Origin of the sequence: Mesorhizobium captivum (assembly GCF_033977165.1) — a bacterium.
Taxonomy (GTDB): domain Bacteria; phylum Pseudomonadota; class Alphaproteobacteria; order Rhizobiales; family Rhizobiaceae; genus Mesorhizobium; species Mesorhizobium captivum.
On the sequence record NZ_JAVIJB010000011.1, the window covers coordinates 92,836 to 115,672 of the forward strand.

Annotated in this window: 23 protein-coding genes; 10 read left to right on the forward strand and 13 right to left on the reverse strand. The window is 64.1% G+C overall.

Annotated features, from left to right (window positions below; genetic code table 11):
• The first annotated feature begins 69 nt into the window (after nucleotides 1-69).
• Together RFM40_RS12145 and RFM40_RS12150 are read left to right on the forward strand one after the other, a co-directional pair.
• Nucleotides 70-1,059: a glycosyltransferase family 2 protein gene (locus RFM40_RS12145; protein ID WP_320277574.1), complete on the forward strand. Its 990-nt coding sequence runs from the start codon at nucleotides 70-72 to the stop codon at nucleotides 1,057-1,059.
• A gap of 197 nt (nucleotides 1,060-1,256) precedes the next feature.
• On the forward strand, nucleotides 1,257-2,192 hold the full coding sequence (locus tag RFM40_RS12150; RefSeq protein WP_320224542.1) for a glycosyltransferase family 2 protein: 936 nt from the start codon (nucleotides 1,257-1,259) through the stop codon (nucleotides 2,190-2,192).
• Nucleotides 2,193-2,211: 19 nt separating this feature from the next.
• On the opposite strand, the gene RFM40_RS12155 is transcribed toward RFM40_RS12150, so the two are convergent.
• From RFM40_RS12155 to RFM40_RS12165, 3 genes are all read right to left on the reverse strand, one after another.
• The gene (locus tag RFM40_RS12155) at nucleotides 2,212-3,012 is read right to left on the reverse strand and encodes a DUF1194 domain-containing protein (RefSeq protein WP_320224543.1); all 801 of its coding nucleotides are present in this window, start codon (nucleotides 3,010-3,012) and stop codon (nucleotides 2,212-2,214) included.
• A 173-nt stretch (nucleotides 3,013-3,185) separates the two neighbouring features.
• On the reverse strand, nucleotides 3,186-5,006 hold the full coding sequence (locus RFM40_RS12160; protein ID WP_320224544.1) for an ABC transporter ATP-binding protein/permease: 1,821 nt from the start codon (nucleotides 5,004-5,006) through the stop codon (nucleotides 3,186-3,188).
• Between the two features lie 107 nt (nucleotides 5,007-5,113).
• Nucleotides 5,114-5,896 (reverse strand): class I SAM-dependent methyltransferase, encoded by a 783-nt coding sequence (locus RFM40_RS12165; RefSeq protein ID WP_320224545.1) that lies wholly within the window; start codon nucleotides 5,894-5,896, stop codon nucleotides 5,114-5,116.
• Between the two features lie 203 nt (nucleotides 5,897-6,099).
• Between RFM40_RS12165 and gloB the strand changes: the two genes are divergently transcribed.
• The gene (gloB, locus tag RFM40_RS12170) at nucleotides 6,100-6,867 is read left to right on the forward strand and encodes a hydroxyacylglutathione hydrolase (RefSeq protein WP_320224546.1); all 768 of its coding nucleotides are present in this window, start codon (nucleotides 6,100-6,102) and stop codon (nucleotides 6,865-6,867) included.
• Nucleotides 6,868-6,877: 10 nt separating this feature from the next.
• The gene (locus RFM40_RS12175; protein ID WP_320224547.1) at nucleotides 6,878-7,309 is read left to right on the forward strand and encodes a cupin domain-containing protein; all 432 of its coding nucleotides are present in this window, start codon (nucleotides 6,878-6,880) and stop codon (nucleotides 7,307-7,309) included.
• On the opposite strand, the gene RFM40_RS12180 is transcribed toward RFM40_RS12175, so the two are convergent.
• Genes RFM40_RS12180 through RFM40_RS12190 form a run of 3 tightly spaced genes read right to left on the reverse strand, consistent with a single transcriptional unit; the run spans nucleotide 7,306 to nucleotide 9,685 of the window.
• Complete coding sequence (locus RFM40_RS12180) at nucleotides 7,306-7,974, reverse strand: lysoplasmalogenase (RefSeq protein ID WP_320224548.1); 669 nt, start codon at nucleotides 7,972-7,974, stop codon at nucleotides 7,306-7,308. The two genes, RFM40_RS12175 and RFM40_RS12180, sit on opposite strands and share 4 nt — an antisense overlap.
• A complete protein-coding gene (gene yddG / locus RFM40_RS12185; protein ID WP_320277575.1) occupies nucleotides 7,974-8,861 on the reverse strand; it encodes an aromatic amino acid exporter YddG in 888 nt (295 codons plus the stop codon). The genes RFM40_RS12180 and yddG overlap by 1 nt, the downstream gene beginning before the upstream one ends.
• A 32-nt stretch (nucleotides 8,862-8,893) precedes the next feature.
• Nucleotides 8,894-9,685 (reverse strand): DUF3108 domain-containing protein, encoded by a 792-nt coding sequence (locus RFM40_RS12190; RefSeq protein ID WP_320224550.1) that lies wholly within the window; start codon nucleotides 9,683-9,685, stop codon nucleotides 8,894-8,896.
• A 254-nt stretch (nucleotides 9,686-9,939) separates the two neighbouring features.
• Here RFM40_RS12190 and rpmB point away from each other — a divergent pair, with 254 nt between their 5' ends.
• The 4 genes from rpmB to RFM40_RS12210 all read left to right on the forward strand — a co-directional run bounded on the left by rpmB (nucleotide 9,940) and on the right by RFM40_RS12210 (nucleotide 13,669).
• The gene (gene rpmB / locus RFM40_RS12195; protein WP_095804527.1) at nucleotides 9,940-10,236 is read left to right on the forward strand and encodes a 50S ribosomal protein L28; all 297 of its coding nucleotides are present in this window, start codon (nucleotides 9,940-9,942) and stop codon (nucleotides 10,234-10,236) included.
• Between the two features lie 91 nt (nucleotides 10,237-10,327).
• Nucleotides 10,328-11,008: a queuosine precursor transporter gene (locus RFM40_RS12200; RefSeq protein ID WP_320224551.1), complete on the forward strand. Its 681-nt coding sequence runs from the start codon at nucleotides 10,328-10,330 to the stop codon at nucleotides 11,006-11,008.
• 65 nt (nucleotides 11,009-11,073) lie between these two features.
• Nucleotides 11,074-11,748 (forward strand): spermidine synthase family protein, encoded by a 675-nt coding sequence (locus RFM40_RS12205; RefSeq protein ID WP_320224552.1) that lies wholly within the window; start codon nucleotides 11,074-11,076, stop codon nucleotides 11,746-11,748.
• A gap of 142 nt (nucleotides 11,749-11,890) precedes the next feature.
• On the forward strand, nucleotides 11,891-13,669 hold the full coding sequence (locus RFM40_RS12210; RefSeq protein ID WP_320224553.1) for a GtrA family protein: 1,779 nt from the start codon (nucleotides 11,891-11,893) through the stop codon (nucleotides 13,667-13,669).
• Nucleotides 13,670-13,687: 18 nt separating this feature from the next.
• On the opposite strand, the gene RFM40_RS12215 is transcribed toward RFM40_RS12210, so the two are convergent.
• From RFM40_RS12215 to RFM40_RS12230, 4 genes are all read right to left on the reverse strand, one after another.
• Nucleotides 13,688-14,710 carry an esterase-like activity of phytase family protein gene (locus RFM40_RS12215; RefSeq protein ID WP_320224554.1) on the reverse strand — a complete coding sequence of 341 codons (1,023 nt, stop codon included), beginning with the start codon at nucleotides 14,708-14,710 and terminating at the stop codon, nucleotides 13,688-13,690.
• Nucleotides 14,707-16,605, reverse strand: a complete 1,899-nt coding sequence (gene cobT, locus RFM40_RS12220; protein ID WP_320224555.1) for a cobaltochelatase subunit CobT — start codon at nucleotides 16,603-16,605, stop codon at nucleotides 14,707-14,709. Before cobT ends, RFM40_RS12215 begins: the two co-directional genes overlap by 4 nt.
• A gap of 51 nt (nucleotides 16,606-16,656) precedes the next feature.
• Nucleotides 16,657-17,643 (reverse strand): cobaltochelatase subunit CobS, encoded by a 987-nt coding sequence (cobS, locus tag RFM40_RS12225; RefSeq protein WP_278073629.1) that lies wholly within the window; start codon nucleotides 17,641-17,643, stop codon nucleotides 16,657-16,659.
• Nucleotides 17,644-17,766: 123 nt separating this feature from the next.
• Nucleotides 17,767-18,390 (reverse strand): J domain-containing protein, encoded by a 624-nt coding sequence (locus tag RFM40_RS12230; protein WP_320220966.1) that lies wholly within the window; start codon nucleotides 18,388-18,390, stop codon nucleotides 17,767-17,769.
• Between the two features lie 136 nt (nucleotides 18,391-18,526).
• Between RFM40_RS12230 and RFM40_RS12235 the strand changes: the two genes are divergently transcribed.
• Nucleotides 18,527-18,829, forward strand: a complete 303-nt coding sequence (locus RFM40_RS12235) for a BolA family protein (protein ID WP_320224556.1) — start codon at nucleotides 18,527-18,529, stop codon at nucleotides 18,827-18,829.
• 13 nt (nucleotides 18,830-18,842) lie between these two features.
• On the opposite strand, the gene RFM40_RS12240 is transcribed toward RFM40_RS12235, so the two are convergent.
• The 3 genes from RFM40_RS12240 to RFM40_RS12250 all read right to left on the reverse strand — a co-directional run bounded on the left by RFM40_RS12240 (nucleotide 18,843) and on the right by RFM40_RS12250 (nucleotide 22,092).
• On the reverse strand, nucleotides 18,843-19,910 hold the full coding sequence (locus RFM40_RS12240) for an acyltransferase family protein (RefSeq protein ID WP_320224557.1): 1,068 nt from the start codon (nucleotides 19,908-19,910) through the stop codon (nucleotides 18,843-18,845).
• Nucleotides 19,907-20,971, reverse strand: a complete 1,065-nt coding sequence (locus tag RFM40_RS12245) for an SGNH/GDSL hydrolase family protein (protein WP_320224558.1) — start codon at nucleotides 20,969-20,971, stop codon at nucleotides 19,907-19,909. The genes RFM40_RS12240 and RFM40_RS12245 overlap by 4 nt, the downstream gene beginning before the upstream one ends.
• A gap of 308 nt (nucleotides 20,972-21,279) precedes the next feature.
• Nucleotides 21,280-22,092, reverse strand: a complete 813-nt coding sequence (locus RFM40_RS12250; protein ID WP_320224559.1) for an alpha/beta hydrolase — start codon at nucleotides 22,090-22,092, stop codon at nucleotides 21,280-21,282.
• A 282-nt stretch (nucleotides 22,093-22,374) separates the two neighbouring features.
• On the opposite strand from RFM40_RS12250, the gene RFM40_RS12255 reads away from it, so the two are divergent.
• Complete coding sequence (locus tag RFM40_RS12255; protein WP_320224560.1) at nucleotides 22,375-22,740, forward strand: hypothetical protein; 366 nt, start codon at nucleotides 22,375-22,377, stop codon at nucleotides 22,738-22,740.
• The last annotated feature ends 97 nt before the right edge of the window (nucleotides 22,741-22,837 follow it).

A 22,837-nucleotide genomic window follows, 5' to 3' on the forward strand; every position in this document is an offset into this window, starting at 1 on the left:
TTTGATCGTTTGACAGCATACGCTCAGGGCTATAGCGACTATCCCGACAAGCTGGTGGTGATTAACTCTATGGCTGAACATCCAACCTATTCGATCGTCGTGGAGATGGAGAACGCCAAATCCATTGACTGGGACGAGATCGGCGTGGGCCTGAAGGCCCTGGCGCGTGAAATTGCTGCGGTTTCCGCAACTGGTTTCGCAAGGCCGAAGGTTGTCGTGTCGCATGGCGGACCCGATTCGGACGCCGATTTGCTGCAAGCGAGCATCGAAACTGAAGCACCTCAATTGACGCAGGTTGCCGAACTGACATTCGCGGCCTGCTCCGGCGGTCGGTATTACGACCTCAAGAACAATGGCGTGCCCTTGACCGAAGGAAACATCGTCGTTTTCTTGGATTCCGACACAGTCCCCGAGCGGGATTGGCTCTCAACTCTGCTGAAGCCCTTCCAACACCCGGAAACCCTCTGCGTAAACGGGCATACCTATCTTTCCTACGACGATTTTTTCTCGCGAACCTTTGCTTTGATCTGGTTCTTCCCGATGGCCCGGGGGGACGAAAGGTTCGCCTCGAAACGTGCGATCAATGCCAACAACATTGCCTTCCAACGCGACTGGATCGCCAGCCATCCGTTCCCGGCACACAACGGCTTCAAGGTTTCCTGCACGCTGCTGATGCACCAGCTTTGGCGCGAGGGCCATGAGATCGTCAATGTCGATGCGCGCGTCTATCACTACTCGCCGCGCGGCTGGCGGTTCTTCTATTGGCGCGCGCTGGTGACCGGCAGGGATGCCGACCGTAAATTCGTCGAGCTCCATTCCCCCACCCGCGCCCAGCGTATCCTCAAATCGTTCACACGCTGGGGGACGATGTCGTGGCGCACGACACGACGCGTGATCGGTCATGCGCCGCAAACAGGCATGCCGATCTGGCAGATTCCGTTTTCACTGGCGGTCGGCCTGGCCTTCTACACGCTGGCATTTTTCGGCCATTTCAGCCTCGCAGCCGGTCTCGTTCGCGACGAGATCGAGATCGTGCCGGACTATGTGGGCCACAGTTGAGGACAAGTCGCCCGCAAAGTGTTGCTTTCAAACCGCATGGCTTTGAAGAAATATGCACCGAACTTGATCCTGACGCGACGCTTCAGGTGACATAGACGCTTCTTTTCTGTAGCGTTTTGTTCATCCGGGGGCGGACACGGAAGGGCAGGTACGAGATCCATATGATCATCGCGTATCCGCTCCACAACGAAAGTTAGATGCCGGCTGCTTCCGACACAGCTCCGCTGATCACCGTGATCACGCCGACGCACAACCGGCGCAGCCAGGTCGTGCGCGCCGTGGAAAGCGTTCTTGCCCAGACACTTACGCGCTTCGAGCACATCGTGGTCGACGATGGCTCGACCGATGGGACGGCCGCTGCGCTCGCCGAAATTCGCGACCCCAGACTGATCTATGTCGGGGCGAAATGGCGCGGCGCCAATGCCGCGCGCAACGCGGGCATCGAGCGCGCGCGGGCGCCGATCGTGACCTTCCTTGATTCGGACGATGTCTATCTGCCGGACCGGCTGGAGCGGACGCTGGCGCACTTTGGCAAGGACCCCTCGCTGGAAGTGCTGATCAGTTCCTTCGTCTCGGTGAAGGGCAGCCGCAGCACCAAATGCATCAATCGCCAGGCCTTTCTCGACAAGAGCACGCTGCAGCGCGCCCTGGTCTCGCAGACGATCTTCATCGCCGGCTCGGCGATCACGGCCCGCCACGAGTCGCTGATGGCGATCGGCGGCTATGACAGCGACATCACGCGCATGCAGGATCGCGAGATACTGCTTCGCTTCGCCCGCCGCGGCGGTGCCCTGCTGTCCGAGGATATCGACTGGAAGAAATACAATTCGGAGAACTCGATCTCCGGCCGCCGCGACGGCTATGTCGAGGCCTATGCCAACCTGATCGGCAAGCACCCTTATATCGCCGACCGTTATCCCGACGTGCCGCCCTATATGATCGCGCGCCAGATCATCGCCGATACCCTGAAAGGCCGGCTGCCTCAGGCTTTCTCGGGCTATCTGGCCAACCGGTCGTCCAAAGCCCTCGGCTATTCGCTGCCGCAACTGCTGCGCGGCTATGTTGTCGGCCGCCGCTGGCGTCGCGATTGCTATGACGAATTCCGCGCCAAATATGGCGCCCGGGCGGCCTGAAGGCGCACCAAGTGGTGCCTCACCGATCCAGCTCCGGAAAATACGGATCGGAAAACCGCTGCCGCAGCCGCTCGCCGAGCAGGCAGTCGGTCGGTGCCTCCGCATCGACGCGGATCTTTGTGGCATCACCGACACCGCTCACCTCCTGGATCAGCTTGCGGCGGATCGCGGTCGAGAATTCGGACGCCGCATAGATCGGCAGCACGAACGAGCCGGGGCCGCCGGTGACGCAATCGGCATAGTAGCGATCGAGACGGCTGACGCTCGGCGAAGGGCTGATCAGGATCGGCAAGCCGTTGATGATTATGCCACTGGCCAGGGCGGCGTCACGGGTCAGGGCGACAGGCAGCCCGGCATTGTTGGGCCCGTCTCCCGATATGTCGATGACCCGGCGCGGCGCCGAAAAGCCATTTTTCTCCAAAAGCCCGGCGCCGAAGCCGAGAGCGCCGGAAATCGAGGTGCCGCGAAAGCTCCGGAACGGACGGCCCGCGATCTTGTCGGCAAAGGCGTTGGCGCTGTCTGCGCCGTCGATGACCTGCCAGGCGATCACGCCATCGTCGCGCACGACGCCCGCCCATTCGAAATAGGCGAGCGCGATGCGGCCCTTCGGGCCCGAGCGCGCCGCGCCGATGAAGTCGGGATGGCGCAGCGCCTCGACATAGCCGGCGCGCTGCAGGGCGAACTCCCCTTCGTCCATCGACTGCGAGATGTCGACAGCCAGCACGAGCTCGACATCGACGGGCGTATCGCCGCCGATTGCAGGCATTGGCGCCGCCTCGGCGCAGGCAAGGCAGGCAAGCACGCTTAGCAGCTTGAGCATGGCAGGCTCCGACTGATGCATGTCGCCCAAAAGTGCGCAGCGGTTTTGGGAGAACGACATGCATCAAAACAAAGACTTAAAGCGCGTCGCCTGAATCCGTTTCAGCGCGACGCGCTTTAGGCCGGGATTCTTCCCGGCGATCGCGGCGAAATGGCGATCGCGGCGAAATAAAGCTATTTCTTGGCTCTCGGCGCGGCCGGTGGCGGTTCGATCGCCCCGGCGCGCAGACGAGCCGGCTTGAGCGCCGATCCGCCGCTGTCCTTGACGATGGTAAGCGCGCGCGGGAAGAACTGGTTGTTGTGCAGGCCGCGCCCGATATTCAGGATCGCGGCGTTCGGCAGTCTCGCCTGCAGCATAGCCAGCACGCGCCGCAACGTGGCGCCGTCGAACGTATCCAGCGCTTCGTCGATGATCACCCATTTCGGCTTCCTCAGCGCAAGCCGGGCAAAGGCGAGCAGCCGCTGCTCGTCGTCGGCCAGCTCATGCTCCCAGCGCGCCGAGCGGTCGAGTTGGGATGACAGGCGCTCCAGACCGACTTCGTTCAGCACCGCTGAAATCTCGGCGTCGTCTATCCCGGCGCCTTCGGCATGGTTGAGCGCGTCGCGCAGCGTGCCGAGCGGAAAATAGGGCGTACGCGGCACGAAGAATGGCGTCTCCCCGGCCGGCATGCCGATGCGGCCGCTTCCCCATGGCCAGAGGCCGGCAATGGCGCGGAAGAACAGCGTCTTGCCGGCGCGCGGATCGCCGGTGATCATGACGCGCTCGCCGGCCTGGATGTCGACGCTCGTCTCGGCAAGCTTGGTGCAGCCGTCGGGCGACGCGACTTCGAGCTTGTCGAATGTCAGCCTGCCGTTTGCGTTCTCGCCGAACTCGATGCGCTTTTCCTTGGCGTGCAGGATGTCCGTTTCGCCGAGTGCAATGCGGAAGTCGGCGACTCGCATCAGTGTTGCCCGCCAATCGGCGATGGCGCCGATGTTGTTGATGAACCAGCGCAGCGAGGAATTCACCTGGTTGAAGGCGCCGACCGCCATCATCAATCCACCGAAGCTGATGTCGCCGGCGAAATAGACCGGCGCCGCGACGAGGATCGGCGCGACCACGGTGATCCAGCCATAGGCGTCGGTGACCCAGGACAGGTTGATCTGGGCGCCGTAGATGCGCCGCATGGCGCCAAGCACGCTGCCGAGGTCGACATCGAGCCGCCGACTGGCGTCGGCCTCGCCATGGGCAAGCGCGATGGCGTCGATGTTCTCGTTGATGCGGACCATGGAGGAGCGCAGTTCCGCCTCCCGCGTATAGCGATCGCTGTTGAAGCGGATCAGCGGCCGGCCCACCAGCCAGCTCAGCCACGAGGCGATGCCGGCATAGAGGATCGCCGCCCAGACCATGTAGCCGGGTATGGCCAGGGCATGGCCACCGACATGGAAGACGAAGCCGGAAGAGAGCTCCCACAGCACGCCGATAAAGGACACAAGAAGGATGAAGGACTGCAAGAGGCCCACGCTGAGATCGGTCGACAGATCCGACAAATGGCCGGCATCCTGCTGCATGCGTTGGTCGGGGTTGACGCCGATGGCTCCCGCGTGGGTGAGCCGGAAGGCGCGCGCCGGCCGCATCCATTCATCGATGAGGTCCAGCGTCAGCGTCTCGCGCAGCCTCAGCCGGATCATCTGGTTGAGCCAGGTCTGGCCGACGTTGAGCACCAGGAGGCTACCGGCGATTACGGCAAAAACCATCAGCTGGTGCAGGAAACCCGGCAAGTCGCGCCGCGCCAGGGCATCGTAGAAAGGCTGGTTCCAGCGATTGAGCAGGACCTGCCCGACCGATGTCGCGACGATGACGCCGACAATGCCGATCGATACCCACGAAAGCTGCCTGCGAACCGGAGACGTCTTCAGCGCCTGCCTGATTGTCGTCAGTTGGTCACGCAGGCTGCTGGCCTCGACCGAGACAGTCTGTTCGGCTCCGAGCTTGTCAGCCGTTTGGTAGTCCATGTGCAAAATCCCTGCTTTCGGGAATGGTCATCGACGCCGATGCCGCGCCGTGTCCCCGTCCCAGAGATAGGGCAACGATTGCCGTGCGACGCAAGGCTTGATCCCGATCACGAACGCGTCATCTGCCTGGTCCGGGACATTGCCTCGGTCGTCTTTCGCCCAAGCCGCGTCGCGCCCTGCGGCGAGAACACCGGCACGAAGACGCGGCGCGAGGCGCGCTGCGCGACAGGCACGCCCTGGTAGAGCCGCTTCTGCGCCTCGACGACGATGACGCCGGAAAAGATCGGCCAAAAGCGCCGGCCGGCGCGCTCCAGCACATTGTGGAACTGCATCATGAAACGCCGCGGCGATGGCGGGAAGAACAGCGCGTCGGACCATGCGGCGGGCGTGAAATTCGCCTCGCGCAGCAATTCGGTGAGCTGGCCGCGCGAGAACGGCCGGCCATTGCCGAAGGGCGTATGCTCGAAGCGCGCCCAAACGCCGCGCCGGTTGGGCACGACGATGACGACTCTGCCCGCCGGCGACAGCACGCGCCAGATCTCGTTCAGCGTCTCGCGCGGATTTTCGACATGTTCGAGCGAGTGCACGAGCAGCATGCGGTCGATGCAGGAATCGACCAGCGGCAGCTCCTCGTCGAAGACGAGCGCCGTCGCCGTCGGTCCCGTCGCCGGCCAGACCACCGCCCCTTGCGTCGCCGGCATGAAGGCGAAGACGCGTTCGGCATCGGTGCCGAAGCGCTCCAGCCAGGGCAGCGTGTAGCCGAGGCCGACCAGACGCTCGTTGGGAACGCTTGCCCATATCGATGAGAGCGCCATGGTGATCGCGCGCTCGGCCAGACGGCCGAGCGTGGTCGAATAGAAGGAGCGGAGGTCGACGATGTCCGAATGCATGCGGGCGACGGTAGCCGCGATAAATGCCGAGTTCAACAAAGGCCGATGACATCGGCCGCCGGCCGCCCTATGTCTGCGGCAACTCCTGCATCGGCCCGCAATCGGTTTCGATTTCGGGAAGCACGATGCGGCAGATACCAAGTATTGGAGCGTCCTTTTGTGCGTCCACCTGGATGCACGGCGCTCTAGCGGAGAGCGATGGGATGCCGGTCGAAGTCGAACAGTTCATGTGCCGCACCGACAATTTCGGCGTGCTGGTGCACGACCCCGAAAGCGGGCAAACGGCGATCATCGACGCACCGGAGGAAGCCCCGATCCTGGCCGCCATCAAGCGCACCGGCTGGACGCCGACGATGATCCTGACCACGCATCACCATGGCGACCATGTCGAGGCCAACCTGGCCCTGAAAGAGCGCTTCAAGCTCACCATCGTCGGGCCGGAAGCGGAAAAGGCGAAGATCCCCGGCATCGACGAGACGGTCAGGCAAGGCTCCGTCATCCGCCTCGGCGAGGAAAGGATCGACGTCATCGAGACGCCCGGCCACACCGCCGGCCATGTTTCCTACCATCTGCCGGCCTCGAAAGTGGCCTTCACCGCCGACACGCTGTTTGCGCTGGGCTGCGGCCGGCTGTTCGAATGCAAGCCGCCGGTGATGCACGACTCGCTGAAGAAGCTTGCCGCCCTTCCGGCCGAGACCGTCATCTATTGCGGCCACGAATACACTTTGGCCAACGCGCGCTTCGCGCTGACCGTCGATCCCACGAATTCAGCCTTGAAGGAGCGCGCGGCAATAATCGAGGCGCTGCGCGCCGACAACAAGCCGACCCTGCCGACGACGATCGGCGAGGAATTGTCGACCAATCCGTTCCTGCGCTGGCACGACCCGGCGATTCGCAAGCATCTCGGCATGGAGCGGGCGAGCGACGTCGAGGTGTTTGCCGAAATCCGCAAACGCAAGGACAATTTCTGAGCCTATTTGCATGACCAGCGCCGCTGAAATCATCGCAACGCTGGGTCTCCAGTCCCATCCCGAGGGCGGCTGGTATGCCGAGACTTTTCGCGACGGCTCGGGAGGCGCGCGCGGCCATTCGACCGCGATCTATTTCCTTTTGGAGCAGGGCCAGCTTTCGGCCTGGCACCGGGTGAAGGATGCCGCGGAGGTCTGGCACTTCTATGCCGGCGCGCCGCTGGCGCTCGCCATGCATGAGGAAGGTTCCGGCACCGTCATCGAACAGGTGCTGGGCGCGGCCCTTGGCGCAGGCGAGCGGCCGCAGATCGCCGTTCCCGCCGGCTGGTGGCAGTCGGCGCGCAGCCTCGGCGAATGGACGCTGGTCGGCTGCACGGTGGCGCCGGGCTTCGACTTCGCCGCCTTCGAATTGGCAGAGCCGGGCTGGCAGCCGAAAACCGCTTAACTCAGCAGGAAACCGAGCGTAGTGGCGAGTTGGGCAGCGTAGTAAAGCACCCAGACCGCGTAGCGCATCCAGACGCGGTGCGGCGAGATCGCCGCTAGCAGGAAACGCTCCGCTGCCAGCAACCCGTCCGAGGCCATGAACAGCACTGCGCCGGCGATAACCCAGGGATAGCCCGTGGTGAGCGCCGAGATGCCCATGGCGAGGATCGCCGCGACATAGACGGCGATCGGGATACGCAGGGACGGGCCGACGCGGCGCCACAACGCGGCGAGCATCACGATGACGAACGCCGCCATCGCCAGCGCCATCGCACCACGCCAGGATTCTGCGGCGAGCAGCCCGATCCCGCCGCCTGCCTCGAGGAACAGGGCGACATAGGCGATATGCGCGGCAAGAAAGCTCGCCAGCCCGCCGAGGAAGGCCTTCTCGCCGTGCTGCGAGAGGAACGCATCGCCGACGGCGCTCAGCGCCAGCGCCGCGACGAGCAGCAGCGGACCGCCCTGCATGACGGCGAGCGCCGCCAGCAAGGCGACGGCCAGCGTCTTCGCGGCGGAACGGGCGATGCGGGGCGACAATTCGAGCGCAAAGGCGTAGATCGCAGCAGCTGCGATCGAAAATAAAAGCGTCGCGTTCGGGTTGGCGTCGATGCCGCCTGGAAACGGCATCACGCGCCCGCCCCGCCGGTCACGGGCCTGCGCAGCAACAGCGACTTGGCCGCGAGTGCTGCTCCGCCGGTGATGAGCACGCAGGCCGCGAGGATACGCGGCGACGGCTCGGCCACGCCGGCTGCGATCAGCACCAGCGTCGACAACAGCGGCGCGGCATAGCTTGCCGCCCCCAGCACCTGGATATTGCCGCGCTTGACGCCGATGTCCCAGGCATAGAAGGCGGCCCTCACCGGCATCAGGCCGAGCCCGACGACCGCCAGCCACTGGCCCGGGCCGTCGGGCAGCACGGTTTTTTCGAGCAGCAAGTGGCAGGCGAGCGAAAGCACCGACGTCGCCGCACAGAACCATGTGACGATCGAGGTCGGCACCGACGGGAAGCGCCGCGACAAGAGCGAATAGGACGACCACAAAAGCGCGCAGACGACCGCCATCGTATAGCCGAAGGCGTAACGCGCGTCGAAGGCGAGCCCACCGCCCTTGGTGACGATGAGGAAAGTGCCGGCGAGCCCGAGCAGCGCGCCGACGACATGGTTCCAGGCAAGCCGCTCGCCAGGCATCAGCGCCGAGCCGAGCACGATCAAGAGCGGCCACAGATAGGCGATCAGGCTTGCCTCGACGGCCGGCGCGTTGCGCAGCGCGGTGAAGTAGAAGAAATGGTAGCCGAACAGGCCGGCAATTCCGATCAGCCACACCTGCGGCGGTACCTTCCGGCTCTTGTCGGGAGAAGGCATCACCAGCCTGGCGGCGAGCCCGACGCAGGTGCCGATGGCGAAGGTGATTGCCGACAGCAGGAATGGCGGCACCTGCCCCGAGGCGTCGGTGAGCAGTGCGAGCAGCGCCCACATGGCGACCGCCGAGAAGCCGATCAGTGTTGCGCGCCCCATACCTGTCCCCGGCGGCGCGCCGCGGCGCCTAACTACTCGACTGCTTCGAACCGTCTCGCGCTTATGGTCAGCGGACCGATCTGTGTCCCGACCGTGGCGCGGATCGGCGCATATACGCCGGATTGGCCAAGCGGCGCAAATGTCACCGTCATGCGGCTCTTGTTCTTGAGGAATTCAAGCGCCTTGCGCCCCTTGCGATAGCCCGCGACCGGCTCGAAGCCCATCTTGCAGGTGACGGTGTCGCCCTTGTAGCCGGGCACCGAGATCGAGCCTTTCGAGGCATAGGTCAGGGTAAGGTTGGCGCGCATCTCGCCATCATAGAACTTGACGGTCCGCCCGCAGACCTTGTCCAGGCTGTCGGCGTGGATCACGGTCGCCGCCATCGGATCGAGCACCGATTTCAAGTCGCCGTCGCCGACCGGCACCCAGCTCTTGGGGTCACGCTTCTTGGGCACCGGAACGACCTCGGTCGAGGCGACGCCGCCATTGGCGAAGCGTATGTCCACCGTCGAGGCCTTCTTGCCGGAGGTGTAGTCGGCCCGGAAGACCTGCGGCCGCATCTGCTGGCCGGAAATCGTGCCTTTCGACGAGATCGTGCCCTTCGTGTCGTCGAACAGCTTGGCAAGGCCGGCGGCGGAGACGGTGCCGTTGATCGCGTAGGTATCGCCTTCGTATCGGCTCGAAAACGTCGCCTTGGCGACCGAAAGGCCAAGGAAAGACACTGTATATTCGCCCTTGAAGGACTGCGGCGAGGCTGCTGCAAAACCCGTTGTCGGGACAGTGACGGCGAGCAGGGTGGCAAGGGCATGGGATGGGCGAAGCATGGCGGGTGGCGAATCCTCGATACGGGCCGGAACGCAATGGTTCCGGCCTGGCGATCCCTTCGCGAAGGGCTTATAGGGCGAAATCCGACCTTTATATGGAGCGCGCTCGGTCGTTGCGCAGGTGGCGGCGCTTGACGTAGTGGCGAAATGCAACTATGGAACGCCAACTTTTCCAAAGGCCGCCTGATCGAGACCGCGCGCCGCCTGGCGCGGGCAGAATGGTTTGGCAGGTTTAGAACTGAAGGTTAGACAAGATGTCCCGTACCTGCGAGCTCACTGCCAAGGCAGTCCAGACCGGCAACAATGTGAGCCATGCCAACAACAAGACCAAGCGCCGCTTCCTGCCGAACCTGGTCAATGTGACGCTGATTTCCGAAGTGTTGAACCAGAACGTGCGCCTGCGCATTTCGGCCAACGCGCTGCGTTCGGTCGAGCATCGCGGCGGCCTCGACGCCTTCCTGGCCAAGGCCGACGCCAAGGAGCTGTCGCAGCGCGCCCGCCTGCTCAAGAAGCAGATCGCCAAGAAGCTCGCTGAGCAGCCGGCCGCCTAAGACCGCTTCAGGCGGGGACGCACCGCCTTCCGAGGAGTGGCGTGCAGATCCGGCATGACATTCCGCTGGTTCCATTACCCAGGATAAAAAAATGAACTTCCTTTCGCGGTATTTGCCTTTCGTGGCCGCCATGGCGCTTGTCGTCGTGGCGTCGAACATCCTCGTCCAGTTCCCGATGCAGGGTCAGATCGGCGGCCTGTCGCTGGCCGACCTGCTCACTTGGGGCGCCTTCACCTATCCCTTCTCCTTCCTGGTCACCGACCTTGCCAATCGCCGCTACGGTCCGGCCGTGGCGCGCAAGGTGGTGTTCGTCGGCTTCATGACGGCGGTGATCTGCTCGATCCTGGTTCCGCCCTTCCTGTTCCGCCACGGCCTGATCGAATTCGAGACTGCCGCCGACCGGCTGGTGCGCATCGCCGCTGCTTCCGGCGCCGCCTTCCTCACCGCGCAACTGCTCGACGTGACTGTGTTCAACCGGCTGCGCCGGCAAAGCTGGTGGCGCGCGCCGATCGTCGGCACGCTGGTCGGCTCCATCTTCGACACCGTCGTGTTCTTCGGCGTCGCCTTCTCCGCAGCCTTCGCCTTTGCCGGACCGAACGACAGCTTCGCGCTGGAGACGGCGCCGCTGATGGGCGTGCTGCCTGTCGAGACGATGCGCTGGGTGTCCTGGGCGTTGGGCGATCTCTCGGTCAAGCTGATCATCGCGGTGGTGGCGCTGATCCCCTACCGGCTGCTTGCCACCCGCTGGAGCCAGCCGGCAGTCGCGGTCTAAACCATGATCCCGCAAAGTGGAATCCGGTTTGCGGAAAAGATCATGGTCAGACAAAGAGTTCGCTCGTGATTCCCTGGACTCAGCTTGATACAGCCCGCACGCCCGACCGCGCTCAGGAACTTCGCTTAAAGCGGCGCGGCGCTGAATTCTCGATCATGCTGGGCACCAATGAGCTGATGAACAGCCGCCTCAGCGGCTCCGAGGAGGCACTGGCCAGGCTTTCCTGCGAGCGGATCGCTGGCCGCAAGCAGCCGAGAACCCTGATCGGCGGGCTCGGCATGGGCTTCACGCTGCGCGCCGCTCTGGCCGCGCTTGATGGAGACGCTTCCGTCACCGTCGCCGAGTTGGTCCCCGAAGTCGTCGCCTGGGCGCGCGGCCCGATGGCCGAGATCTTCGGCGGTTGCCTCGACGACCCCCGAGTCACCATTCGCGAGGCTGATGTCGGTCAACTGATAAAGGCGCAAGCGGGCGCTTGGGACGCCATCCTGCTCGACGTCGACAATGGCCCGGAAGGCATCGTCTACAAGGGCAATGACGCGCTCTACGGCACGGCCGGCCTCGCAGCCGCGCGTGCCGCATTGAAACCCGGCGGCGTGTTGGCCGTCTGGTCACAGGGACCGGACAGCGGCTTCACGCGGCGCCTGAAACAGGCAGGTTTCGTGGTCGAGGAAATCAACACGCGCGCCCGCGGCAAGCGCGGCGCCCGCCATGTCATCTGGATCGCAACCAACGGGCGCTGACCTCTGCAGGCTGCCCACCGCCCCCCTGGGTCAGCCCGCCATCGCCTGACGGTCCAACTGGTTGAAAATACTGTGGCGACTTTACGCTTTGTTACGGCCATTGGTGCAGGATCGCGAAAACGATCCAGGATATCGCCACCACATGACCATCCAGGGCACCGGTTGGAAACATGATCTCCTGCTTGCGCTCTGCGCGACGCTGCTCGTGCTGGCGATCAATGCGGTCTCCGGCTTCCCGACGATCGCGGACCTTGGCGCCGACAACGACAGCATGCTGAGGCTGGTCGAGGTTCGCGACCTGCTGGCTGGCCAGGGCTGGTTCGATCTTCACCAATATAGGATGGGCCTGACCGGCGGCTTCGTCATGCACTGGTCGCGGCTGGTCGACACGCCGATCGCGCTGATCATCCTGGCCTTCCACGCGCTGGGCGCCGGCGCCGCCGCCGCTGAAAGAGCCGCGCAGATCATCTGGCCGCTCTCTCTTTGTGGGCTCACCATATTCGTCACCTTGCGCGCCTCGCGGCGTTTTGCCGGAGCGGACGTGGCGATGCCGTCGCTGGTGCTGTCGACCGCGGCGCTGTTCTTTCTCGGCGTTTTCAGCCCCGGCACGCTCGACCATCACAATGTCCAGCTCCTTTTGACGGCGGCCAGTCTCTGGCTTCTGATGGAGGCTCCCTTCTGGCGGCCCGCAGCCCTTCTGTCCGGCCTGTGCGCGGGCCTCACGCTGGCCGTCGGCATGGAGACCGCTCCTTATGTGGCCGCACTTGGCGCCTGTGCCGCCGTGCTTTTCATCCTCGATGAAAAGGAGCGCCTGACCGCGCGCGGCTTCGGCATCGGATTTGCCGCAACAGCCTCGTTGGTCCTTGTCGCCACCATATCGCCGGCGGCCTGGGGCGTAGCCCAGTGCGACGCCTTCTCGGCCTTTCAGTTCGTCATCGCGGCGCTGTCCGGCTTGGGCCTGGCGGCGATTGCCGGCCTGCCCGGGCAATCGACGGCCAAGGCGCGGCTCGTCTCGATGTCCGCATTGGCCGTGGCGGTCGCGGCCGTCGCGATCCTGTTCTTCCCGCAATGCCTGGCAGCGCCCTATGCCGGCATCGACGAGCGCGTTCGCACCTATTGGCTGAACGACGTCGTCGAGGCGCAGCCCTTCCTCAGCGTCGCCGTGAATCAGCCGAAGTTGATGGCGGCGCGCTATGTGACGCCCTTCATCGCTATCCTGTTGATCGGTCTTCAGCTGCCCAGCCGCCGCCTGCGTCGCGAGGAAGCCCTTGCCGCCGTGCTGCTGGTCGCCGCTTTCGTCGTCAGCCTCTGGCAGGTGCGCGGCTCGACCTTCTCGGTCGCCTTCGCGGTGCTGCCGCTCTCGACCTGGGTCGCCGGGATTCGCCTGCAGGCGAGCGCCGCCCAGTCATGGCGCGTCTCCTCCCGCATCGCGGCGGCATGGCTGGTGTCGCTCAACACGACCTGGGCCGGCGTGGCGGTGGCGGCACAGTCCGTGGTCCACAAGGCGCCCGGAGAGATCAATTCCGATGCGGATTATGCGCTGACCTGCAGCAAGGCCTCAGACTTCAGCGAGCTGGCCGCCATTTCGGCGACGACGGTGCTTGCATCTTCCAATCTCGGCTCGGCAATAGTGATGTTTACCGGCCACAGGGCGTTGGCCGGCCCCTACCATCGCAATGTCGGCGGCAACCTCGCCATGCTCGACGCCTTCATGGGAACGCCGGACGCCGCCCGCGCCATCGTCGAGCGCGAACATGTCGGGCTGGTCGCCATATGCCGCGGCAATTCGGAAGAGATGTCGCTCGGCGCCGAAGCTCCCACAGGCCTGGCCGCGCGGTTGCTGAAGCGAGACGCGCCCGACTGGCTGGAATTGGTGAGCTCGACGGCGAACAAGCCGGTCGAGATCTACAAGGTCCGCTGAGGATCGCAAATATCCTGCTCAGTCCTGATGCAGGATGAATTCCAGATAAAGGTTCCGCTGCAGGATCGAGTGGTTGTCGTCCGACACCAGCGACACCATCAGCGCGCCGTCGTCGCGGGTCCAGACGTCCAGTCCTTCCATATTGTCGATCTGGTAGCCCATATCGGCTTCCATCAGCACCGGACCGTCGGCGACCGCGCCCTTCTCGATGCTCTCGCCGTAGATGCGCCGCAGCCGCATCTTCACCCCGCGCGCCATCGAGAAGCTGCGTTCGAGCAGAAGCAGGTCGCCGTCCGGCAGGAAGGCGCCGTCGGTGATGTCGAAATCGCCGTTGCGCTTGACGGTGAAGACGCCCTTCCTCGGCCCTTCGATGATGGCGGCATAGATGTTGCCAGCCTTGTCGAGGCTCTTTTCCGAGACCACGACCAGGCCGCCCTCGTGCTGGCCATGGGGATTGGCATGAGTGACCGTCTCGAAGCCGCGGTTCTGGCGCAGCTCCCGGGCCGGCACCAGATAGTCGAGCGTCTTGAAGGGCGCCTTTATATTGTCCGAATCGATCTTGAACTGGACGACGCGCTGCTCGCGCTCGAAACCGACGGTGGCGATGCCGTCCTTGACCGCGAGGCCTTCCGCATCGACCTCCCACTTCTCCTTGATCGGCCGGCCCGAAGCGTCGACCATCTGCTGCATGCGGAAATTCGCCACGCCCGAGGGACGCTTGTCGGCATCGTGCGTGATGGTGCCGAAAAACCAGAAACCGGTGTCGGCGACGCCGATGAAATCGCCGCCGGGCTTGAGAAAGCGAAAGGCCGACAGCGCGCCGAAATCGCGGGAGGATGCGGTCATCTCCAGCCCGCCGACGAATTCCAGCGGCCCGAAGAGCTTTTGGTCATGACCGACTTGAAACTCAGTGATCGGCCGCGCCGAAACCTCGATCGCCTCGACCGGGGCGCGCGCCTCGGCGAATGCCGGCGAAGCCACGGCACAGGCCAGCACGCAAGCGAAGACCGTCCGCCGGATCCCGCCCCCCGAAAAGGTCATCCGGCGCGCCGCAAGCCGCCGCGCCGCACGTCTCGCGCGCTCTCCTCGTCGAACAGCGAGGCCAATTGCTCGGTCATGGCGCCCGCCAGCTCCTCGGCGTCGACGATGGTGACGGCGCGGCGATAGTAGCGGGTCACGTCGTGGCCGATACCGATGGCGAGCAATTCGACCGGCGAGCGCGTCTCGATGAGATCGATCACCGCGCGCAGGTGGCGCTCCAGGTAGTTGCCGGGATTGACCGACAGAGTGGAATCGTCGACCGGCGCGCCGTCCGAGATCATCATCAGGATCTTGCGCTGCTCCGGCCTTCCGATCAGCCGGTTGTGCGCCCAAAGCAGCGCCTCGCCGTCGATGTTCTCCTTGAGCAGGCCCTCGCGCATCATCAGGCCGAGATTGCGGCGCGCGCGCCGCCACGGATGGTCGGCAGACTTGTAGATGATGTGGCGCAGGTCGTTGAGCCGGCCCGGATTCGGCGGCTTGCCGTCCTTCAGCCATTTCTCGCGCGCCTGCCCGCCTTTCCAGGCGCGGGTGGTGAAGCCGAGGATTTCCACCGAAACGCCGCAGCGCTCCAGCGTGCGCGCCAGGATGTCGGCGCAGGTCGCGGCCACCGTGATCGGCCGGCCGCGCATCGAGCCCGAATTGTCGAGCACCAGCGACACCACCGTGTCGCGGAACTTGGTGTCGCGCTCCTGCTTGAAGGACAGCGGCTGCATCGGATCGATGACGACGCGCACCAGCCGCGCCGGATCGAGATAGCCTTCCTCCAGGTCGAAATCCCAGGAGCGGTTCTGCTGCGCCATCAGGCGGCGCTGCAGCCGGTTGGCGAGCCGGCCGACGACGCCCGAGAGATTGGCGAGCTGCTTGTCGAGGAAGGCGCGCAGCCGGTCGAGCTCCTCTTCCTCGCAAAGGTCCTCTGCGCCGACCGTCTCGTCGAAGGCGGTGGTGAAGACCTTGTAGTCGATTTCCTTCGGCAGGTTGAGGAACGGATTGTCGTTGCGGCGTGCCTCACCCGGCGTCTCGGCGTCGGAATCGTCCTCGTCGGAGAGGTCGTCGGATGTGGCGTCGGTCGCCTCCGTCTCGGCAGAGTCCTCCTCGTCGGCGGAGGCCTCGGCATCCTCCGACTGCGACTGCTCGGAGCCGGAATCGTCCTCGCCGCCCTCCTCGCTCTGCTCCTCGCCCTGCTGCTCGTTCTCCTCGTTGTCTTCCGTGTCCTCGGTCTCCTGGTCGTCGCCGAGCTCCTCGGCCATTTCCATGGAGACGAGCATGTCGCGCACGATCCGGGCGAAAGCCTGTTGATCATCGAGCTTGGACGACAAGCCGTCGAGATCGGCGCTCGCCTTCTCCTCGACCCAGGGGCGCCACAGATCGACCAGCCGCTCGCCGCTCCTCGGCACGGCACGGCCGGTGAGCTTCTCGCGCACCATCAGCGCCACCGCCTCCTCGAGTGGCGCATCGGCCTTATCCCTGACGTCGACGAGGTTTGCCTTGGCGTATTTGTCCTCCAGCATCGAGCCGATGTTGTCGGCCACGCCTTGCATGGCGCGGCTGCCGATCGCCTCGACCCGCGCCTGCTCGACGGCGTCGTAGATGGCGCGCGCCAGCTTGCCTTCCGGCGCCAGCTTCGTGTGGATGCGCTGATCGTGGCAGGCGCGCTTCAGCGCCATGGAATCGCCGATTCCGCGGGTGATCGCGATGTCGGAGCGGGACGCCTTCTTCGGCAGTTCGGGCAGGCGGGCGCGGTTTCCGGCCAGCGCCGGCCGGTCCTTGGCGAAGCCGACCTCGAGGTCCTTGTCGCCGGCGACCGCGCGCATGCAGACGGTGACGGCGCGCTTGAAGCTGTCGGCTTCAGACCCGTTCTTCGGCTTGTTGCGCGTGTTGTCGCCCGGACCTGCCATCGATCATTCCCTGCGCGTTTTGGTCCGAAAGGCCAAGCCTTCCGGCACGCGCTACCCCAGCACCACGTTGGCGGCGCTCTCCGGCAGATCCTCGCCGAAGGCGCGCTGGTAGAATTCGGCGACTACAGACCGCTCCAGTTCGTCGCATTTATTGAGGAAGGTCAGCCGGAACGCCATGCCGATGTCGCCGAAGATCTCGGCGTTCTCGGCCCAGGTGATGACGGTGCGCGGGCTCATCACGGTAGACAGGTCGCCATTGATGAAGGCCGAGCGCGTCATGTCGGCGACGCGCACCATCTTGTTGACGATCTCCTTGCCCTTGCTGTCGCGGTAGTGCTTGGCCTTGGCCAGCACGATCGAGACCTCGTTGTCATGCGGCAGGTAGTTGAGCGTGGTGACGATCGACCAGCGGTCCATCTGCGCCTGGTTGATCTGCTGCGTGCCGTGATAGAGGCCGGTGGTGTCGCCGAGGCCGACCGTGTTGGCGGTGGCGAACAGCCGGAAGGCCGGATGCGGGCGGATGACCCGGCTCTGGTCGAGCAGGGTCAGGCGGCCCGACGATTCCAGCACGCGCTGGATGACGAACATCACGTCCGGGCGGCCGGCATCGTACTCGTCGAAGCAGAGCGCCACATTGTGCTGATAGGCCCAGGGCAGGATGCCGTCGCGGAATTCGGTGATCTGCAGGCCTTCCTTGACGACGATGGCATCCTTGCCGACGAGGTCGATGCGGCTGACATGGCTGTCGAGGTTGACGCGCACGCAGGGCCAGTTGAGGCGCGCGGCGACCTGCTCGATATGCGTCGACTTGCCGGTGCCGTGATAGCCCGACACCATGACGCGGCGGTTGTAGGCGAAGCCGGCGAGGATCGCCAATGTCGTCGCCTTGTCGAAGAGGTAGTCCGGGTCGATGTCGGGCACATGCTCGGTCGAGACCGAATAGGCGGGAACCACCATCTTGGAATCGAAGCCGAATTTCTCCTTCACCGACACCGTCGTGTCGGGCAGGTTGGCGATGTCGCGATCGACCTTGTTCATCACTATCAACGTCTCCACGGGCGAAACGCCGCGTTTCGCCGGCAATCGATTTTGTTCGGGGGCGGTCTTAGAGCCTTTTCCAACCGTATGAAAGTTGGAAAACGACACGGACCGTAGGGCCGCTCAGCACAATCCTGCTTGCTTGAGCACGCGATAGGCCTGCAGCACATCGCGGAACCGGTCTTCCGAACCCCTGTCGCCGCCATTCGCATCGGGATGGTGGCGCTTGACGAGTTCCTTATAGCGCGCCTTGATATCCTTGCCAGTCGCCTTTGTATCAAGGCCAAGCGTTTCCAGCGCCTTGGCCTCAAGCGGCTTTGCCTTGCGCTCGCGCACCTCCCGCGTTCCGCCGCCGAACAGGTTGAAGGGGTCGCGCATGCGATTATAGTAGCCGGCGCGCCCCGAACGCTGCTGCGCGAAATCGGGCGCCGAACGCATCCCGCCGCCATTGGCGCCCATGCGCCAGGTCGGCCGATGGCCGGTCAGCGCCTCCTTCTGGAAGCGGGCGATCTCGCTGTCCGACACGCCCGAGAAATAGTTGAAACCCTTGTTGTATTCGCGCACATGCTCGAAGCAGAAGCGGAAATACTCGCCCTCCTTCAGGCGTCCGACCGGCGCGCGATGCGTGCCGGCTTCGCTGCAACCGTCCCATTGGCAGATCGGGGCGCGCGACTTGAGTTCCGCGTCCTTTTCCGGCCGGATGCGGATTTTCTCGAAATATTTGGGATACGCTTTCATCTCACCCATTTATGGGCTGTTCGCTAGTGCGAAACAAGAATTGACATTTCGCCGATGATCGCCCTAACCGCTGAATCGCGGCTTAAAAGCGGTCGAAAATTGAGATTTTGCGGCTGTGCCGCAGATGTGGTGAAGGGAAGGCCCGATGTCCATACAGTCGACGATGGAAAACAAGCTGAAGGCGGCATTTTCGCCGGAAAGGCTCGCCGTCATCAACGAAAGCCACCTTCATGCCGGCCATCATCATGTCGAGTCCGGCCATCACGCCACCTTCGACGGCACCGGCGAGACGCATTTCCGCGTCCGCATCGTCTCGCCGGATTTTGCCGGCATGAGCCGCATCGACCGCCACCGCGCCGTCAACCAGTTGCTTGCCGACGAACTGAAGGCCGGCGTGCACGCGCTGGCGATCGAGCCGGCCGCGCCCGGCGAGAGGACCCCCTGGTAGGGGGCAGCGAGCCTTATCGTTGGGGCTTCGGGACAGGCGCGGCAAGCCGCGCCGGCCGTTCGATCATAAAGTACAGCGCGATCGACAGGGCAACTGAAAGCACGCAGGCGGCACCGCCCAGCAGGACCTGCGTGGCGGTCCCGGCGTGGTCCGGCATCAGTTTGACGGCGAGTTGAAGCACGTAGGGATGTGAGAGATAGAGCGAATAGGACACGTTCCCCAGCAGAACCATGAACAGGACGATTGGCGTCGGGGCCGGCGCCCATGGCAGGACGGCGGCGACCAGCAGCACCGCCGGAATGCCGTTGGCCACCAGCCAATGGATCTCGAGCAGCGGCGCGCGCAACGCCATAGCCGCCACGAACATGAGGAATATCGGCAGCGCCCGCCCGTGAAAGATCGCGGGACTGCGCCTGTAAAGAAGGTAAAGGCCAATGCCGAGCACGAATTCGAGCATCAAAGGATTGGTATAGAACCGCCACGGGACGTAATCCAACTTCACGAGACTCGTGGCGGCGACGAGAAGTACGATGATTGCGGCCGGCACGAGCGGGCTGCGCAGGCCGAGCGCCAGGCACGCGGCATAGATGCCGTAGAAGAACATCTCATAGTTGAGCGTCCAACCCAGAAACAGGATCGGCTGCACGGCTCCATTCGCTTTTGCGAACGGGACGAAGAACAGGGACTTGATCAAGGTCTCGCCGTTGATCACGGTCGAATTCAGCAGACCGGGCTTCAGCATGGCCAGGACCGCAATGCCCGCCGTCAGCGTCCAGTAGAGTGGGACGATGCGCATAAGCCGACGCCTGACGAAATACAGCGCGCCTTTTTTGGGATCGGTCGTGTAGGCGATGATGAAGCCGCTGATGACAAAGAAGATGTCGACCCCAATCGCGCCGCTGTGAAAGACGTTGGTCCGGTTTCCAAATTCGATCTGCAAGCTGACGCCAAGATGGAACAGGACCACGAAAAAGGCGGCCGCAAACCGCAGCACCTGCAGGCCGAGCAGTTTAGAATGGACGGCCCGCCCACGCGCCGGCGCGCCGGCGTCTTGCAAGCCAGCCGCGGATGCTGCCTTCATCGGGTTTGCGTCCAGCCGAGGTCCGCCTCGATCCTGTCCTCGAGCTGATTGGCCATGCGTTGCTGGCCGGCCTCGTTGGGATGCCAGTCGCAGCCGCGCAACGACGCCCCAGGCGGTTTGGTGAAGCGGATCATCGCCGTCTTGCTGTCGCCGGCGTCACGCCGCTGCTTGACCACGTCGTCCACCGCCTTGTCCGCCGCGGCGAAGTCCTCCCCCGTTAGCAATGGCCCGAACCCGGCGTAGATCATCGCATCAGGTGCATTGGCGCGCAGTTTCGCCAGCAATTCGGCATAGCTGGCGGCAAAATTGGCGGGCCGGGCACCGCCGCTGAAATCGTTCGTCCCGAGATGAACGATGATGATGTCGGTTTTGGGCAGCGCTTCGCGATCTCGCCGCGAGGGCAGAACCCGGTCGTACAAATCCGCCATTGTGCGCCCCTTGGCTCCCTGAAAGTTGCGGACGAGCCCCTTTCCCGAAGCGGCCAAGGTGATTACGTCCGCATCGTAGCGTCGCGCCGCGATCGCGGCATAGGTCAGGTACTGATTTTCCGTATCGGCGCTGAACTTGCATTTCGCGTCCTTGCCCTCGATGCCGTAACCGGCGGAAATCGAGTCGCCGATCACCAACAGGCTGCGCTTCTTCGGCTCAGGCCGCAGAAGCGTGCCATCGGTGCGCACATCCTTGAGAGTGGTGGTTCCGAAAAGCGCCTCGGTACGGCGCACAAGCCGGACGGAGTGGCGATCCGCGCCCTGCGTCGCGACGAGACGGTAGGTGTTGGAGCCTTTCTTCAGATCGATCCGGGACAGTTTGCCGTCGACATCCAGCACCAGGCTGTTCTTGCCGCGATCATCAAGCACGACGTCCAGCCAACTGCCCTCGAACGCGAATTCGATCGCGCTGCCGGGCCACTCGAAAACCGCCTGATCGCCAGCGTCGAGAAACCGTCCGATCAGGCGGGCATTGTTCAAGGCTGGCTCGGCCGCATATGTTGGCCAGGCAGCGAACCCGACGACAAGCAACAATGCGGCCATCAGGGTCGCCTGCGCGCGTTTATCAATCATCTCGGGCAGGACCTTTCAGGGGGTGACGTCCAATTTCAGGGGTGACGTTCAATTTCAGGGGTGACGTTCAACTAAAACGCGAGCGCCCCTTCTCCCCAAAGGTTGCACCGCCTCGCCCACAATTGGTCGCGGCTTGCTTGGCCAATCATAAAGATGGATCGACAGGCATCCGAACCATGCCGTCGAACTCCTCGGCGGAGCTTGACCGATGCTGGGCGCTGCCGAGCGGCGCCTCGAAGCGTTCGCATGTGTCGGCGCGGGCCGCTGCCACCGACTTTGACGTGATCCGGTTTCAGAAGGGTCGGCGATCAGGTGACCGTCGCCTTCAGGAAAGCCATGACCGCGGCGGTCAGCGCGTCGCCATCCTCGCCGACGCGGCGATTGATCGCCATGTGCGAATAGGCGCTGCCGTCAAACAGCGTGACCTTGGTGCCTCCGGTCCGCAGCCGATCCGCCAAATCACGCGCCACGGCCGCGCGGATCGGCGCCTTCGAATAGGCGATGAAGACAGGCGGATGCTTGCCCTTGCCGATATAGGTCGCCGGAGACAGCGCCCGCCACTGGCTTGGATCCGAAAAGGCTTGCGCGTAGATCGGCCGCAGCGTGCCGCCCTGCGCCTTGGCCAGGGCCTCGATGTCATAGGCTTCGGTATCGTCGAGCACCAGCCCGGCGACGCCGGGCAAGCCGCCGCGAAACCCCGTCAACGCCGCGAGATGGCAACCGGCCGAGTGGCCCATCACCACGATGCGGTCGGGATCGCCGCCATATTTGGCGATATTGGCCCGCACATAGGCATAGGCCTTCTCGACATCGCTCGCCTGGGTGGCGACATCGGCCTTGGGCAGCATGCGGTAGTCGATAGAGACGAACAGGAAGCCGTTGGCGAGCAGAAAGCCTGGCTTGGCGTTGACATTGTTGCGGTTGCCGAGCCGCCAGGCGCCGCCATGAATGAACAAGACGACCGGAGCGCCCGTGGCGCGGTCGCGTGCGTAGACGTCGAGCTTGGCCGGTCCATAGTCGAGCGTCCGCGGCGCCGGCTGGCGCAGGCGCCGAGCTGCCGACGCATCTGTCGGCAGCAGTGCCGCGACGGACGCTAGGACAAAATGTCGCCGATCGATCATGATCACCTCCTGACCGCCCTCGGCCCTAACCGCCCCTCGGCAAAGAGTGCATGCGAGCGCGGCGGGCGTCCAGTTACGGATTGTTCATCGGCAGCACGATTGGCTCGTCAACAGTTGGCCAGCACACCTTTCGCGCCGTCAAATGCGCCGGCGCGCAACTCGATCGCCCGATGAGGACCCATGGAACATTTCCCGGGTCTGACAGTTTTGATTGCCGGGCGGATTGCTAGTCAGACCGGAGAGCCGATGCATTCGGCCGGCGCCTCTGAACGGTGACCACCAATGATGAAGACATATCGAGTTCCAGCCGCGCATAGCAACAGGCGCCCGGCCGGTTTGCGGTCTCTGCGGCTGCTTCCAGCAATTGCGCTCGCCGCTTTCCTTTCGGTTCCGGCTGCCGCGCATCAGGCGCCCAAGGGCTGGCAGTACGACACCTCATGCTGCTCGGGAATGGACTGCTACCAGGCGCCCACGGCCGATGTGAAGGAAACGAAATATGGCTACCAGCTCTCCACCGGAGAGCTCATTCCCTACTCCGACAGTCGGATCAAGCGCTCGCGTGACGAGTTCTTTCACGAATGCAAGCCCGGCGGCGACGCGAATTCCCGGCATTCGTTCTGTCTCTATGTTCCCGACCACGACATGTAAGTGGGGGAAAAACCAAGATTCTCCTTGAAGCTCTCCCGGCCATCACCACCTAAATACCATAGGTGAGCATTCCGTCTGAGTCGGGTGCTTTGAGACG